Annotated in this window: 12 protein-coding genes; 9 read left to right on the top strand and 3 right to left on the bottom strand. The window is 67.6% G+C overall.

Features of this window, described 5'->3' with window-relative positions; translation table 11 throughout:
• Positions 1-65 precede the first annotated feature (65 nt).
• Positions 66-494, bottom strand: a complete 429-nt coding sequence (locus tag ACO054_RS04190) for an HIT domain-containing protein (RefSeq protein WP_421709194.1) — start codon at positions 492-494, stop codon at positions 66-68.
• 30 nt (positions 495-524) lie between these two features.
• Here ACO054_RS04190 and ACO054_RS04195 point away from each other — a divergent pair, with 30 nt between their 5' ends.
• Both ACO054_RS04195 and ACO054_RS04200 read left to right on the top strand, forming a co-directional pair.
• A complete protein-coding gene (locus ACO054_RS04195) occupies positions 525-1,670 on the top strand; it encodes a ligase-associated DNA damage response exonuclease (protein WP_421709195.1) in 1,146 nt (381 codons plus the stop codon).
• Positions 1,667-3,292 (top strand): cisplatin damage response ATP-dependent DNA ligase, encoded by a 1,626-nt coding sequence (locus ACO054_RS04200; protein WP_421709196.1) that lies wholly within the window; start codon positions 1,667-1,669, stop codon positions 3,290-3,292. Before ACO054_RS04195 ends, ACO054_RS04200 begins: the two co-directional genes overlap by 4 nt.
• Here the strand turns inward: ACO054_RS04200 and ACO054_RS04205 are convergent.
• On the bottom strand, positions 3,289-5,715 hold the full coding sequence (locus tag ACO054_RS04205) for a GcvT family protein (RefSeq protein ID WP_421709197.1): 2,427 nt from the start codon (positions 5,713-5,715) through the stop codon (positions 3,289-3,291). The genes ACO054_RS04200 and ACO054_RS04205 overlap by 4 nt on opposite strands.
• Positions 5,716-5,987: 272 nt before the next feature.
• Between ACO054_RS04205 and ACO054_RS04210 the strand changes: the two genes are divergently transcribed.
• On the top strand, positions 5,988-6,626 hold the full coding sequence (locus ACO054_RS04210) for a class I SAM-dependent DNA methyltransferase (protein WP_421709198.1): 639 nt from the start codon (positions 5,988-5,990) through the stop codon (positions 6,624-6,626).
• A 49-nt stretch (positions 6,627-6,675) separates the two neighbouring features.
• Positions 6,676-8,094 (top strand): diacylglycerol/lipid kinase family protein, encoded by a 1,419-nt coding sequence (locus tag ACO054_RS04215; protein WP_421709199.1) that lies wholly within the window; start codon positions 6,676-6,678, stop codon positions 8,092-8,094.
• Between the two features lie 69 nt (positions 8,095-8,163).
• On the opposite strand, the gene ACO054_RS04220 is transcribed toward ACO054_RS04215, so the two are convergent.
• On the bottom strand, positions 8,164-10,617 hold the full coding sequence (locus ACO054_RS04220) for a GcvT family protein (RefSeq protein WP_421709200.1): 2,454 nt from the start codon (positions 10,615-10,617) through the stop codon (positions 8,164-8,166).
• Between the two features lie 282 nt (positions 10,618-10,899).
• Between ACO054_RS04220 and ACO054_RS04225 the strand changes: the two genes are divergently transcribed.
• The 5 genes from ACO054_RS04225 to guaA all read left to right on the top strand — a co-directional run bounded on the left by ACO054_RS04225 (position 10,900) and on the right by guaA (position 15,862).
• The gene (locus tag ACO054_RS04225; RefSeq protein WP_421709201.1) at positions 10,900-11,784 is read left to right on the top strand and encodes a dimethylarginine dimethylaminohydrolase family protein; all 885 of its coding nucleotides are present in this window, start codon (positions 10,900-10,902) and stop codon (positions 11,782-11,784) included.
• Between the two features lie 77 nt (positions 11,785-11,861).
• A complete protein-coding gene (locus ACO054_RS04230) occupies positions 11,862-13,262 on the top strand; it encodes an RsmB/NOP family class I SAM-dependent RNA methyltransferase (RefSeq protein WP_421709202.1) in 1,401 nt (466 codons plus the stop codon).
• A 16-nt stretch (positions 13,263-13,278) separates the two neighbouring features.
• On the top strand, positions 13,279-13,845 hold the full coding sequence (locus ACO054_RS04235) for a GNAT family N-acetyltransferase (RefSeq protein WP_421709203.1): 567 nt from the start codon (positions 13,279-13,281) through the stop codon (positions 13,843-13,845).
• A gap of 29 nt (positions 13,846-13,874) precedes the next feature.
• The gene (locus ACO054_RS04240; protein WP_421709204.1) at positions 13,875-14,255 is read left to right on the top strand and encodes a cupin domain-containing protein; all 381 of its coding nucleotides are present in this window, start codon (positions 13,875-13,877) and stop codon (positions 14,253-14,255) included.
• Between the two features lie 59 nt (positions 14,256-14,314).
• Positions 14,315-15,862, top strand: a complete 1,548-nt coding sequence (guaA, locus tag ACO054_RS04245; protein WP_421709205.1) for a glutamine-hydrolyzing GMP synthase — start codon at positions 14,315-14,317, stop codon at positions 15,860-15,862.
• The last annotated feature ends 59 nt before the right edge of the window (positions 15,863-15,921 follow it).

Genomic DNA, 15,921 nt, shown 5'->3' on the forward strand with positions numbered 1-15,921 from the left:
ATAAGGTGAGAATATTCTTTTAAGCATATGAAAATATGACGCTTGATCTCAAGAAATGTTGAGCGTCACGCCTCGGCGTTTTCCACCTCGACGATGGCGCCGCGCAGGCGGACCAGCAGATCCTCGCGCTCGGCAGGATCGTAGGGCCGCGCCGGGATCTTGCCCCAGATCGGGCCGGGCCAGGCGGGGTCGGTCTGGAAGCGGGCGATCACGTGGATATGCAGCTGGGGTGTCTGATTGCCCAGCGCCGCGACGTTCATCTTGTCAGGCCGGAAGCAGCTCTCCAGGACTTTCGAAGCCCGGACGATCTCCGCCGTCGCGGTCTGCAGGTCGGCCCCCTCCAGATCGTGGAAGTCGCGCAGGCCGTCGCGGCGCGGCACCAGGACCAGCCAGGGATAGTGGGAGTCGTCCATCAGCAGGACGCGGCAGAGATCCCAGTCCTCGACCGACTCCAGTCTGGAGAGGTCCGGGTGCAGATCGAATGTCTCGGCCATGGGTTGCACAGTAGCGCATCCCAGACGGTCATGAAATGGTGGGGTTTCAAGAAGGCGGGGTTTGAGAAGGCAGCCGGTTCGAGCCATATCGACGGCATGGCACAGCTTTCGCGCCCGCCCCATCCCGACACCTGGCTGGAGGTCCGACCCTCCGGGCTCTACTGCATCCCCGGCGACTTCTACGTCGATCCGGCCCGGCCGGTGGAGCGGGCCGTGGTGACTCATGGCCATGCGGACCATGCGCGCCCCAACAACGCTGCCGTGCTGGCGACCCCGGAGACCCTGGCGATCATGCGCAGCCGTTATCGCGAGGCTGCCGGCGGATCCTTGGAGCCCTTGCCCTATGGCGAGACGCGGAGCGTCGGCGAGGTTTGCGTTTCCTTCGCGCCGGCCGGCCACGTGCTTGGCAGCGCCCAGGCGGTGCTGGAGTACCGGGGCAGCCGGATCGTCATCTCCGGCGACTACAAGCGGCGGGAGGACCCGACCTGCCGCGCCTTCGAGCCGGTGCCCTGCGACGTCTTCGTGACCGAGGCGACCTTCGGCCTGCCGGTCTTCCGCCACCCGCCGACCGACGACGAGATCGCCAAACTGCTGGACTCGCGGAGGCTGTTTCCGGAGCGCACCCACGTGGTCGGCGCCTACGCACTGGGCAAAGCGCAGCGGGTGATCGCGCTGCTGCGCCGGGCCGGCTACGACCGTCCGATCTGGATTCACGGTGCCCTGCAGCAGCTCTGCGACCTCTACCGGGATCACGGCGTCGAGCTTGGCGAACTCAGGCCGGCCACGGCGGCCGACAAGCAGGAGATGGCCGGGGAGATCGTGCTGGCACCGCCCTCGGCCATCGCCGACCGCTGGGCGCGTCGGCTGTCCGATCCCGTGACCTGTATGGCCTCCGGCTGGATGCGGGTGCGCCAGCGCGCCAAGCAGCGCGGCGTCGAGCTGCCGCTGATCGTCAGCGACCATGCCGACTGGGACGAGTTGATTCAGACCTTGAGCGATGTCGGCGCGCCCGAAGTCTGGGTGACCCACGGCAGTGAAGAGGCACTGGTCCACTACGCCGGACAGCAGGGTTTCCGCGCCCGCGCGCTCTCCCTGATCGGCCGTGGCGAGGAGGAGCAGGAAACCGGGAGCGGGGTGAAGTCCGAGCCCGCAGTCCCGGTCGAGAGCGAGCCATGAGTATGCTCGGCTTCGCTCAACTGCTCGATCGGCTGATCTACACGCCCTCGCGCAACGGCAAGCTGCGGCTTCTGGCGGACTTCTTCCGCACGACGCCCGATCCCGACCGGGGCTGGGCGCTGGCGGCCCTGACGGGCACCCTCGAACTGACCAGCGCCAAGCCGGCCCTGGTGCGCGAGTTGGTGGCGGAGCGCAGCGACCCGGTGCTGTTCGGCTGGTCTTACGACTACGTCGGCGACCTGGCCGAGACGGTAGCCCTGATCTGGCCGGAGCGGCCCGGCGCGAACCGAGCGCCGGACCTGGGCGAGGTGGTGGAGGCCCTGAACGCCGCCAGCCGCCGGGAGGTGCCGCAGCTTCTGGAGCGCTGGCTCGACACCCTCGATGCGACCGGCCGCTGGGGCTTACTGAAACTGATCACTGGCGGTCTGCGCGTCGGCGTCTCGGCGCGTCTGGCCAAGACGGCGCTGGCCGCCTTCGGCGCGCGCGACGTGGCCGAGATCGAGGAACTCTGGCACGGCCTGGAACCGCCCTACGAGAGCCTCTTTGCCTGGCTGGAGGGGCAAGGTCCGATCCCCGACCTGGACTTGGCGGCGGCTTTCCGCCCGCTGATGCTGGCCAACCCGCTGGAGGATCGCGAGATCGACGGGCTGCCGGTCGCCGACTACCGCGCCGAATGGAAGTGGGACGGCATCCGGGTTCAGCTAGTCGGACGGGGTGGCCAGCGCCGGCTGTTCAGCCGCACCGGCGACGACATCGGCCGCGCCTTTCCCGATATTCTGGAGACCATCGACTACGACGCCGTCCTCGACGGCGAACTGCTGGTGCTGCGCGATGGGCAGGTGGCGCCCTTCAACGACCTGCAGCAGCGGCTCGGGCGCAAGACCGTCTCTGCGAAGCTGCTGCAGAGCTATCCGGCGCACCTGCGCGTCTACGATCTGCTGTTCGACGGGGAGGAGGACCTGCGCGCTCTGCCCTTCGTCGAGCGCCGGCGGCGGCTGGAGGCCTGGGTCGAGCGGACGCGACCCGCGCGCCTCGATCTCTCCCACCTGCTGACCTTCGAGACGCTGGAGGATCTGAAGCAGCTGCGGGAGACGGCCCGCGAGAACTCCATCGAAGGCCTGATGCTCAAGCGGGCCGACAGCCCCTATGTCGCCGGACGGCCGAGGGGGCCCTGGTACAAGTGGAAACGCGACGCCCTGCTGCTGGACTGCGTGCTGATGTACGCTCAGCGCGGCCATGGCAAGCGCTCCAGCTACTACTCCGACTACACCTTCGGCGCCTGGCGGCCGGACAGCGATGGCGGTGACGAACTGGTTCCGGTCGGCAAGGCCTACTTCGGCTTCACGGACGAGGAGCTGCGCCAGCTCGACAAGTGGGTGCGCGACCACACGACCGACCGCTTCGGGCCGGTCCGCGCCGTCGAGCCTGGGCTGGTGCTGGAAGTGGCCTTCGACGCCGTGCACCCCTCGACCCGCCACAAGTCGGGCCTGGCCATGCGCTTCCCCCGGATCAGCCGCATCCGCTGGGACAAGCCTGCCGAGGAGGCCGACCGGGTCGAGACGCTGGAACGGCTGGTCGAGCGGCCCGCTGCCGAAACCGCGACCGAACCGGTTCCGGGTTAGCCTCGCATTCTGGCGCCGCTGGGATCGAAGGGCGGCGAGGTTGTCAGGCGGGCCGGGCGGCGCTCGCCCAGGATCTCGACCTCGAAGCTTACCTCCTTGCTCGCGCCGTTAGCCGCCAGTTCGGCCGGTACGTAGGCCAAGGCAATCGACTGCCTGACGAAGTGGCCGTAGCCACCTGAGGTCACGTTGCCGACCACCTGGCCGTCGTGCCAGACCGCTTCGTCGCCCCAGGCGTCCGCGTCTTCGGTTTCGACCAGCAGGGTGACCAGCCTGCGCTTCGGTCCTTCGGCCTTGGTGCGTTCGGCTGCGGCGCGGCCGACGAAGTCGCCCTTGCCCAACGCCACGAAGCGGCCGAGGCCCGCCTCGAAGGGCTCGTCGTCGACGGAGTATTCGCGCAGCCAACCGCCGTAGCCCTTTTCCAGCCGCATGGAGTCCAGTGCGCGGCTGCCGAAGAGCCGCAGGCCCAGGTCTTCGCCATGACTGCGCAGTTCGGCCAGCAGCCGGGACTGGTCCTCCGGTGCGACCCACAGCTCGTAGCCCAGGTCGCCGGTGAAGGAGATTCGTCCCACCAGCGTCGGCACGCCGGCGACGCGTAGCCTGGCGAAGGAGAGGAAGGGGAAGGCGTTGGCGGAGACGTCGCCCTCGGCCAGACGGCTCAGCAGCTCTCGCGACTTCGGCCCCGCGATCATGAAGCCGACCAGGTTGTCCCCCTGTGCCTCGACCGTCACCTCCGCCCCGTTCATCCGGCTCTCGAACCAGCGCAGATGGAAGCCCTCGGAAGGGCCCGAGCCGAAGATATTGAAGGTCTCCCGGTCGGCGCGGGCGACTGTGAAGTCGCCGCGCAGCCGACCGTCGGGTGCCAGCATCGGCGTCAGGGCGATCCGCCCGGCCTTGGGCAGGCGTCCGGCCAGAAGGCGGTTGAGCCAGGCTTCCGAGTCCTTGCCGGTGACCTGATACTTCGCGAAGCCGGAGGTCTCGAACAGTCCGACGCCTTCGCGGCAGGCCCGCACCTCGGCCGCGACGGGATCGAAGGCGTTGGAGCGGCGGAAGCTTGGAGTCTCCGTCTGTTCTTGTCCCTCCGGGGAGAACCAAAGGGCCTGCTCCAGCCCGTAGGTCGCGCCCCAGACCGCGCCCGCTGCTGACAGCTCTCCATAGACCGGCGTCGTGCGCTGTTCGCGGGCGGCCGGCAGTTCCTCGTTGGGGAAGGTGATGCTGAAGCGGCGGCTGTAGTTCTCCTGCACCTTGGCGTGGGTGTAGGCCCTGTCGGCCCAGGCGCCGAAGCGGGCGTTGTCCATCGCGAAGACGTCCATGCCCGGATCGCCCTCGACCATCCAGTTGGCGAGAGTCAGGCCGACCCCGCCGCCCTGGCTGAAGCCGGCCATCACGCCGGTCGCCAGCCAGTAGCCGGGCAATCCGCGAACCGGACCGATCACAGGGTTTCCATCCGGCGCGAAGACGAAAGGACCGTTGATTGTCCGCTTGATGCCGGCGTTGCCGAGGGCCGGGAAGTGCTCGAAGGCTACCTCCAGGCTGGGTGCGATGCGGTCCAGGTCGGGCTGCAGCAGTTCGTGGCCGAAGTCCATCGGCGTGCGCTCCGGCGACCAGGGCACACCGGCGCGCTCGTAGGTGCCCAGCACCATGCCGCGCCCCTCCTGGCGCATGTAGGCCTCGCCCTCGAAGTCGATGCAGTGGGCGAGCTCGCGGCCGTGCGCCGCCACCTCTGGCATGTCGTCGGTGACGATGTACTGATGCTCCATGGCGAGCAGTGGCAGCTCCAGTCCGACCATGCGTCCGAGTTCGCGGGCCCAGAGACCGCCGGCGTTCACGACCTGCTCTGCGTGGATCGTACCTTTCTCGGTCACCACCAGCCAGCCGCCTTCCGGGGCCGGGCTCAGCTCCACCACCGGGGTGTGGCGGTAGATCTCCGCGCCTTGCAGGCGTGCGGCCTTGGCGTAGGCGTTGGTGACGCCGGAGGGGTCGACGTGGCCCTCGTTGGCGTCGTAGAGCGCGCCCAGGAAGTGGCGCTTGTCCATGATCGGGAAGATCGCCTCGGCCTCGTCGAGCGAGATGAACTCCGTTTCCAGGCCGAGCAGGCGGTTCTTGGATTGGGCAACCTTCAGGTAGTCCAGCCGCTCAGGCGTGCCAGCCAGCATGATGCCGCCGGTCAGGTGGATGCCGCAGGACTGGCCGGAAATCTCTTCCAGTTCGCGGTAGAGGGCGATGGTGTAGCTCTGCAGCTTGGCGACGTTGGGATCGCTGTTGAGGGTGTGCATGCCGCCGGCCGCGTGCCAGGTCGAGCCCGAGGTCAGCTCACTGCGCTCGATCAGCACGACGTCGCGCCAGCCGGCCTTGGTCAGGTGGTAGAGGACCGAGGCACCGACCACGCCGCCGCCGATCACCGCCGCTTGCACCCTGTCTTTCATCGCGCGTCGCCCTGTTCGCCTGCCTCTCCGAGAAGACTAGAGATTCTTGAAAGGGATGGTGACGGTCAAACGCCGTTTCGGATCGTTCCTGCGACATCCGATGGTAAGCCGGCCCAGCGGTCCTGGGCGATTCGATCTGCCGGGACGCGGTGTGTATGCTCCTGCCCGACAGCCTGGAGCAGAATAGCTTTCGATGGGCTCGCATCGGCGAGACGTCCAAGGCCTGAATCGCGCTCCGGCCAAGCAGTGATCGGCGCCAAGGAGAAGCGAGAATGGATGAAGCATCCAAAGCGGAAGAACGGTTGGACCGGATCCGCCGCGATGCCGACAACCCGGACGCGACCCGCCGGCTCTACGGCGAGTGGGCAGAGAGCTACGACGCGGAGCTAACGGAGCTGCACGGCTACGTGGCGCCGCAAGCCACTGCGCGTGCGCTGGCCGACCTGATGACCGACCGCTCCGCGCCGATCCTGGATGTCGGCTGTGGCACCGGATTGGTGGGGCAAGCTCTGGCCGAACGCGGATGCAGCTGCATCGACGGGATCGACATCTCTGCCGAAATGCTGCTCGAGGCTGGTAAGAAAGGCGTCTATCGGGCGCTCTGGTCGGAGGACTTGCTGCAGGGCGCCTCGGCCGAAGACGACAGCTACGCGGCCGTCATTGGGGTCGGCGTCTTCTCCCGCCAGCTTCTGCCGCCGCCTGTTTTCGACGAACTGGTGCGTCTGGTTCGACCGGGCGGTCATCTCGCACTGGTGGTTCGGGGCGATCAGTTCGAGGCCGACGGTTTCGCCGAGAAGATGCGAGAGCTTGAGGAAAATGGGCGTTGGAGGGTTCTGACTCGGGCAAGCGTGTCCTATCTCGACGCACTCGGCGAACGGGGAGACCTGATCCTCGCGGCCGTACCGGCTTAGGGTTCTCACCTGCTCCGACCATCGCTTCCGACGAATCAGCGCTTTTACCATGACTTTTGACCCAGCGCCTCGGCGTGCCCTCTTTGTCGTCGGCCGGAAGGAGAACGGTAAGAATTCGGCCGTTCTTGCAGCGCGGAAGCTTCTGACGGACGACGGCTATGCGCTGTCGTTTCTATCGCTCAAGGATCGCCAGCCGAAAGACCTGCCCGCGCAGGCACGTCGCAGCGAAGACGGCGATCTCTCCCTGATCGTGGCGGCCGGCGGCGACGGCTCGGTCCGCGAGGCTGCGGCCATCGCCTACGCAACTGCGACGCCCTTGGCGTTACTGCCACTCGGAACGGCCAATGACCTGGCCCGGACGCTGGATATCCCGCTCGACCCCGACCGCGCGGTCGATCTATTGCGAAGTGGGCGCCGCCGCCGGATTGATCTCGGCCGCTGCAACGGTAGGATTTTCTGCAATGTCGCCAGCATCGGTCTCAGTGCCAAGGTCGCGCAGCGTCTGACCCGCGAGCGGAAAAAGCGCTGGGGGCCTCTAGCCTACGCGCGCGAGGCCGTCGATGCGCTGCGGACTTTCCGCAGCCTGCCGGTTCGGCTGACCCTCGACGACCGTAGCTTGACCCAGCGTGCGCTGCAGGTCGGTATCGCCAGCGGCGAGAGTCAAGGCGGCGGCGCCCGCGTTACACCGGACGCGCAGATTGACGACGGCCGCCTGCGGGTCTACGCCCTGGAACCGCAGAAGCCGCTGCGCTTGATGATGATGGCGCTGTTGTTGAAACTTGGCGCTCATAACCTCTTCGAAGGCGCGCATTTCTTTGCGGCAAAGCGTGTTCGGCTGGAAACCGAGAAGCCCGAGAAGATCAATGTGGATGGCGATCTTCTCGAGCGGACGCCGGCGGATCTCGAGCTTCTGCCGGGCGCCATCGAAGTTCTGGTGCCGGATCTTGCAGAGCAGGGACTCGGAGGGTTGATGACTGAAGACGACTCCAACGGCGCGGCGTCTCCGCTCGGCGGTCTCGTCCGCAGTGACGCGGAGGTGTCGCTGGCGGCCTTGCTGGAGGCACTCCTTGGCGCGGCTGAAACCCATGCGCGCGGGGCCGAGCGACTGCAAGACAGCGCGCCTGCGGAGGCGCTGCAGGCGAACGCGGACCGGCGCCGCTCCGATGTGGACGCACTGCTGGCGGCGGGTATGCGTGACGAGGATACGACGGTTGAGCCTGATCCGGACCGCCTGGCCGTCAAAGGCGTGATCGAAGATGTTCGGGCGGTGCTGAGCTCGAGCACGATCGAGATGACGTTGCGCGAAAGCCGTACGGCTGAAGAGCAGGTGACCAAAGCCCTGGAGACCGCCCGCAGCCATCGGCAGTCCGACGCGGTTGCTGCGCAACTCGCGCGGCTTGCCGACGGCGCGCAGGAGATGCAAGCCCGCTTGGCAGAGGCGCAGGCGGCGGCCGGTTCGGAGGGGTAGCCCAGCGCCGGGTCCCTAACGGGGCGCTCGGCTTGCAGAGTTCTCCGACGGAAGAGTTCTTCGGCGGACCTAAGCTCTCAGTCTGGCATTCTCCGGGTCCCAGGGGCTCTCGGCGACCACTCTTGCGGGGAAGCGCTCGCTCAAGACTTCGATCTCCAGGGCGGTGCCGATCTCGGCCACCTCTGGCTTGACGTAGGCCATGGCCAGCGTCCTGCCGAGATTGTGGGCGTAGATCCCGCTGGTGGCGCGGCCGATCATCCGGCCGTCGGCGTAGAGCGGCTCGTTGCCGTAGGGGTCCGCGGCCGGGCGGCCGTTGCGCGCCTCGATGTCCACCTCCAGGGTGACAAAGCGCTGGGGGATGCCCTCCTGTTGCTGGCGCACCAGAGCGTCGCGCCCGACGAAATCTCCCTTGTTCAGGCGCACGAAGCGGTCGAGCCCCGCCTCGAAGACGGAATACTCGCGGGTCAGGTCCTTGCCCCACATGCGATAGGACTTTTCGATCCGCAGCACATCCATCGCACGCATGCCGACCAGACCCAGGCCCTGCGCCGCGCCCGCCTCGATCAGGGCGTCGTAGATCGCATGCTGGTATTCGATGGGATGGTGCAGTTCCCAGCCCAACTCGCCGACGAAGTTGACGCGCAGAGCCCGCACGTCGCCGGCCACGCCGATGGCGATCTCCTGCATCGACAGCCAGGGGAAGGCCGCGTTGGAAACGTCGCTGTCGGTGACCTGTTCCAGCACCTTGCGCGCGTTCGGTCCGGCCAGGACGAAGACGCCGCGGCGCAGGGTCACGTCCTCCAACTGCACGGAGCCGTCCGTCGGCAGGTTCTTCCAGAGATAGTCCCAGTCGAAACGGTTCGCCGCGCCGGAGGAGATCAGGTAGTAGCGGTTCTCGCCCAGCTTGGTGATGGTGAATTCGCTGCGTATGCCGCCGTGCTTGGTCAGCGCGTGGCTCAGGCTCATGCGGCCGATCTTCTTGGGAATGACGTTGGCGACGAGACGGTCCAGATAAGCCTCTGCGCCGGGGCCGGTCACCTCGTACTTGGAGAAGCTGGTCAGATCGATCAGGCCGCAGGTCTCGCGCATCAGCTTGGCTTCACGGCCGACCTGCTCGAAGTAGTTGGTGCGGCGGAAGGACCAGACGTCCTTGCGCTCCACGCCCTCCGGCGCGAACCAGTTGGGTCGCTCCCAGCCGAAGCGCTGGCCCCACACGGCGCCGGCGCGGTCCAGCTTGTCGTGCACCGGGCTGGTCTTCGCCGGCCGGCCGGCGGGCCGCTCCTCGTCCGGGTAGTGGACGATGAAAACGTGCTCGTAGGCTTCCTCATTCTTGATCTTGACGTACTGCTTGTTGGCGTAGGCGCCATAGCGGCGCGGGTCCACGTCCAGCAGGTCGATGGAGGGTTCGCCCTCGACGATCCACTCGGCCAGGAAGCGGCCGGATCCGCCGGCTGCCGTGATGCCGAAGGAGTGGCCCTCATTGAGCCAGAGGTTGCGCACGCCCCAGGCCGGCCCCACCAGGGGGCTGCCGTCGGGAGTGTAGGAGATCGGGCCGTTGACGATGTCTTTGATGCCGACCTCTGAGAAGATCGGCACCCGCCTGACCGCCGCCTCCACATGCGGCATCAGCCGCTCCAGGTCGCCGGGGAAGAGATCCTGGCCGAAGCTGTCCGGCACGCCGTCGACGAAGCAGGCCGGCGCGCCTTTCTCATAGGGGCCGAGGATCAGGCCCTGGCGTTCCTCGCGCATGTAATAGCTGGCGTCGGACTCGCGCAGCACCGCCATCTCCGGCAGGCCCTGCTTCTGGCGCTCGATCAGGGCGGGATGGGCTTCGGTGACGATGTACTGGTGCTCGACCGGGATCGCCGGCACGTCGAGTCCGAAGAGAGCGCCGGTCTGGCGGGCATAGTTGCCGGTGGCGCAGACGATGTGCTCGCAGACAATATCGCCGTTCGGCGTGTGTACGGTCCATTCGCCGGTCGGCCGCTGGGTTGCGCCGGTCACCGGCGTCTGGCGATAGATCTCGGCGCCGCGGTTGCGTGCGCCGATGGCCAGGGCGTTGGTCAGGTCGGCCGGCGCGATATGGCCGTCGTCCGGGTGGTAGAGCGCGCCGACCAGATCGTCGACTTCGCAGAGCGGCCAGAGCTTCTTGACCTCGCTCGGGCCGATCATCTCGAAGGGCACGCCGATGGTGTTGGCCGTGCCGCAGTACTTCTTGTACTCGTCCAGGCGCTCCTGGTTGCAGGCGAGGCGCAGGTTGCCGGTGACGTGGAAGGAGACGTTCTGTCCGGTCTCTGCCTCCAGCGTCTTGTAGAGGTCGACCGAGTACTTGTGGATCTGACCGACGGCGTAGCTCATGTTGAAGAGCGGCAGCAGGCCGGCGGCGTGCCAGGTGGAGCCGGCCGTCAGTTCCGTGCGCTCCAGCAGCACGACGTCGGACCAGCCGAGCTTGGCCAGATGATAGAGAGTGGAGACGCCGACGGCACCGCCGCCGATCACCACGACACGAGCCTGAGTCTTCATCGCCGCACCCTCTCCGCAGCTCTCGATAGCGGCCTCTTCGACCGTCCCTCAAGGATGATCAAGGTCATCCGATCCGGACTTACGGATTGCGACACGCCAGACCGCGATAGCGACAGCTTTGGGTCACTGCCCGTCGATCCTGTCCTCACGGGATATCGCTTTGCTATCCAGCGGCCTCGACCGGCAGCTCACGGTGGGATGGAACACCCCGTCATCCTTTGCGGTTAGATCTGCGGTGGGTCAGGATGTGGACCTGGGATCTTCGCAGGGCAGGGGGAGCGCATGGGGCATCCGGACGGATTGACGGACTGGGTTGTGAACTCGGAGACTGGACGGCTGGAGGAGGTTCTGCTCGGTCCGCCCGAGTTCTTCGAATGGCGGCCGGTCGGGGCGATTTCCCGCGACACCTTGCGGCGCGAGGAGCGCTTCGACCGCCAGGTCGCCATGGCCCAGCACGCCCGGATGGTGGAGGCCTACGAGGCCGCCGGCGTGACGGTGCACAGCCTGGACGCCTGGCCGGAGCTGAAGTACGCCGTCTTCGCGCGCGATTCCTCGGCTATGACGCCCTGGGGGCCGCTGATTACCCTGATCCAGACACCCTATCGCCGTGGCGACTATGCCGTGGCGATCAAGTTTTATCAGGAGAGCGGCGTGCCCATCTGGCGCATGGTCACGGCCGGTCACTTCGAGGGGGGCGACCTGCAGGTGCTGGAGCCGGGGCTGGTTCTCTGCGGCTACGGCGGCGAGCGCTCGGATAAGGCGGGGGCCGAGCAGGTGGCTGGCTGGTTCGCCGAGCAGGGTTGGGAGGCGGTGTTGGTGCCTTTCCCGGCGCATTTCGTCCATCTGGACGTGACCGTCGGCCCTTTGGCGGAGAAGCTGATCGCCGTCTGCGTCGAAGCGCATGAGCCCTGGTTCCCGGAGCTGTTGCGGGCGCGGGGCTACGAGATCCTGGAGGTCAGCTATGGCGAGGCGGTGCAACTCGGCTGCAACGTCGTGTCGCTCGGTGGCGACCGTGTCCTCTCCACGGCGCGTAACACCCGCCTGAACGAGCGGCTGCGCGCCCGAGGGATCGAGGTCTACGATCCGGATCTTTCCATGTTTACCTTGGGTGGAGGCGGCCCCCATTGCCTCTGCCAGGCCTTGAAGCGGGAGCTGCTGGGAACCTGACTCTGGGTCTGAAGACGGCCTTCGCGATACCGGAAGGGCTGGCTCTTCGGTCGCGGGGGTGCCACATAGGCGGCGCCATGACTCCCGCCGCACGCACGCAAGCCACGCTCGATCTGCTGAACCTGCTCTTTCCCGCCGAAGGGGGCGCCGGCCCGCCGGCCGACCGCGTGCTGGCCGACTATCTGCGCGGCCGGCGCTACATCGGGTCGAAGGACCGCCGTGTCATCGCCGAGCAGCTTTACGGCGTGCTGCGCGCTCACGCGCGGCTCGGCTGGTGGCTCGCGCGGCTGGAGCTGCCGGCCGACAACCGGCTCAGGCTGATCGCCTGGCTGCTGCTGGCCCGCCACCAAACGATCGCGGCCGTGCGCGATCTCTTCGACGGCTCGCACCATGGGCCCGAGCCGCTGACGGCTGCAGAGATCGCGGCGGCCAAACGTCTGACCAGCCAGGGGGAAAGCCAAGCGCTAGACCATCCTGATCAGCCGCTGGACGTGCGCCATGAGGTCCCGGCCTGGCTTTTGCCGCAGCTGCGCGCGGCCCTGGGGGCGGATCTTCAGCGGGAGCTTTCGGCCCTGGCCGGCGAAGCGCCGGTGGACCTGCGGGTCAATACGCTCAAGGCCGAGCGTGCGGCGGTGCAGGCCGCGCTGGCGGAGGCGGGGATCGCCTCGGCCCTGGGGCGCCTCTCGCCCTGGGCCCTGCGCATCGCCGGGCGACAGCCGATCGCGGCGACCCAGGCCTTCCGCGACGGCTTGGTCGAGGTCCAGGACGAGGGATCGCAGGTGATTGCCTGGCTGGTCGGGGCCAAACCGGGGGAGCGGGTCTGCGATCTCTGCGCGGGGGCGGGCGGCAAGACGCTGGCGCTGGCGGCGACCATGCGGAACAAGGGCCAGATCTTTGCCTGCGACACCCTGAAGGGCCGGCTCGACCGTTCGGCCGTACGCCTGAAGCGGGCCGGGGCCTTCAACGTCGCGCGCCGGGTGCTGAAGAGCGAGACCGACCCCTGGATCAAACGCCACAAGGGCGGCTTCGATCGGGTGCTGATCGATGCCCCCTGCAGCGGCACCGGTGCCTGGCGGCGCAATCCCGACGCCAAGTGGCGCCTGACCTCGGACGGATTGTCGGAGCTGACGGCGCTTCAGGGCCGGCTGCTGACCTCGGCGGCGCGGTTGGTCAAGCCGGGTGGCCGTCTGGTCTACGCGACCTGCTCGCTGCTGCCGGCGGAGAACCAGAGCCAGGTCGAGCGCTTCCTTGCCGACCGCTCCGACTTTAGGCTGGTGCCCCTGACCGAAGCTTGGCGCGAAGCCTTGCCCGGCAAGCCGCCGAGCCGCGACGACACGCTGTTGCTCCGTCCCGCCGGGCACGGCACTGACGGCTTCTTCGTCGCGGTGCTGGAGCGCCGCAAGCGGGAGGCGGAGGAGCGTCCCGCCGAGGACCGGCGCGTGCAGGCAGGCGAGAGCGAGAGGAGCCTGGGCGAATGAGCCCCGCTTGGCGCAGATGACCGTTCGAGACGCCACGCCCATGGATGCCGCGGCCATCGCGCGCATTCACGTGGAAACCTGGCAGGCCGCCTATGCCGGCCTGGTGCCCGACGCCTATCTCGCCGGTATGTCGATTGCCAAGTACGAGCGGTTCTGGCGCGAGCTGACGGGACAGCGGCGGGGCGAGATCGTTCTGGTGGCGACCGACGACGAGACCGGAGAGCTGTTGGGCTTCGGCTCCTGCGGGCGTCTGCGAGACCCCTCCGTCGGCACGGACCCGCCCTTTAGGGGGGAGATCTACACACTCTACGTCCACCCCGACGTGCAGGATCGCGGTCACGGCCGGGCGCTGCTGACGGCCCTGTTCGAGGAGTTGGCGGCCAAGGGCTTCACCAGCGTCGGTCTCTGGATGCTGGCCGGCAACCAGACCCGCTTCTTCTACGAGCGCATGGGCGGTCAGGCCGTGGCGGAGCGGGAGGAGCGCTTCGCCGGCGTCTGGCTTCCGGAGGTGGCCTATGCCTGGCCCGACCTGATGTCCTGGCTGGCCCAGGTCAAGCAGGGTCAGAACCGCAGCAAGGACTGAAATCGTTGGAGCGAAACGAGGGGGCTGTTGTGAGCGACGACCGTCCGAAGGGCTTTTCCGTCGTCCATGCCGATGCGCCCTTCGAGGCCGGGCTGCGCGGCTTCTTCGAGTACCGCGACCTGGGAATCGCCGCCGCCACGGCAGGCGGCGTGGGCGCCCGCGTGATCCGTGCGCGGCCCGGGGCGCCGGCCGAGCCGGTCTGGCACCGCCACGAGCTGGCCTTCCAGATGGTCTACCTGCTGAAAGGCTGGGTCGTCTTCGAGTACGAGGGCGTCGGCCAAGTTCGCCTGGAGCCCGGGTCCTGCGTCCATCAGCCGCCGGGTATCCGCCACCGCGAGATCGCGCATTCGGACGACCTGGAACTGCTGGAGATCACCCTGCCGGCCGAGTTCGAGACCGAGGAAGCCTGAACGCGCGCCGGCCTTCGACAACGGTCGCACCGGCCGAGAGAATCGGCTATCACCCGCTTATGACGGACCGCGTATTGATTCTCGACTTCGGATCGCAGGTCACGCAGCTGATTGCCAGACGCGTGCGCGAGGCTGGGGTCTACTGCGAAATCCTTCCCTTCAATGCCGAGCCGGCGCGCCTGGCCGACTTCGGTGCCAAGGCGGTGATCCTCTCCGGCGGCCCCGCCAGCGTGACCCAGGAGACGACGCCGCGCGCGCCCGACCTGGTGTTCGAGCTGGGCGTTCCGGTGCTGGGCATCTGCTACGGCATGCAGACGATGATGGAGCAATTGGACGGGAAGGTGGAGACCAGCGACCATCAGGAGTTCGGCCGCGCCTTCCTGGAGGTGGCCGAGCCGTCGCGGCTCTTCGCGGGGGTATGGGACAAGGGCGAGCGGCACCAGGTCTGGATGAGCCACGGCGACCGCGTGCTGCGTCTCGCCCCCGGCTTCGCAACCGTGGGCCAGAGCGAGGGCGCGCCCTGTGCCGCCGTCGCCAACGAGGAGAAGCGCTACTACGGCGTCCAGTTCCACCCGGAGGTCGCCCACACGCCTGACGGCGCGCGGCTGCTATCGAACTTCGTGCGCGAGATCGCCGGTTGCGACGGCGACTGGAGCATGGCCGCCTTCCGCGAGCAGGCCATCGCGCAGATCCGGGCCCAGGTCGGCGAGGGCAAGGTGATCTGCGGCCTGTCGGGCGGCGTCGACTCCTCCGTCGCCGCCGTGCTTATCCACGAGGCCATCGGCGATCAGCTCACCTGCATCTTCGTCGACCACGGTCTGCTGCGCGCCGGCGAGGCGGAGCAGGTGGTCGAGGTCTTCCGCGACCACTACAACATCCCGCTGGTGGCGCGCGACGCCTCCGCCCTCTTTCTCGGCAAGCTGGAGGGCGTGGAGGATCCGGAACGCAAGCGTAAGATCATCGGCGCGACCTTCATCGATGTCTTCGAGGAGGAGGCGGCCAAACTCGGCGGCGCCGACTTCCTGGCCCAGGGCACCCTCTATCCCGACGTGATCGAGAGCGTCTCCTTCACCGGCGGGCCGTCGGTCACCATCAAGAGCCACCACAACGTCGGCGGTCTGCCCGAGCGCATGCGTATGAAGCTGGTCGAGCCATTGCGCGAACTCTTCAAGGACGAGGTCCGCGACCTGGGCCGCGAGCTGGGTCTGCCGGAAAAGCTGGTCGGTCGCCATCCCTTCCCGGGACCGGGCCTGGCGATCCGCATGCCCGGCGACATCACGCGGGAGAAGGCCGAGATCCTGCGCAAGGCCGATGCCGTCTATCTGGACCAGATCCGCAAGGCCGGCCTCTACGACGCCATCTGGCAGGCCTTCGCCGTGCTGCTGCCGGTCAAGACCGTCGGCGTGATGGGCGACGCCCGCTCCTACGACTACGTCTGCGCCCTGCGCGCCGTCACCTCGACCGACGGCATGACGGCCGAAAGCTACCCCTTCGACCACGAGTTCCTGGCCAGCACCGCCACCCGCATCATCAACGAGGTCCGCGGCATCAACCGCGTCGTCTACGACGTGACCAGCAAACCGCCGGGCACGATCGAGTGGGAGTGAAATCGTTGCATTAGGTTGTAGAAAGTCAACGATATTTTTGTTTTATGAATGCTGAAAAT

The organism is Algihabitans sp. (genome assembly GCF_965226985.1).
Lineage (GTDB): Bacteria > Pseudomonadota > Alphaproteobacteria > Kiloniellales > DSM-21159 > Algihabitans.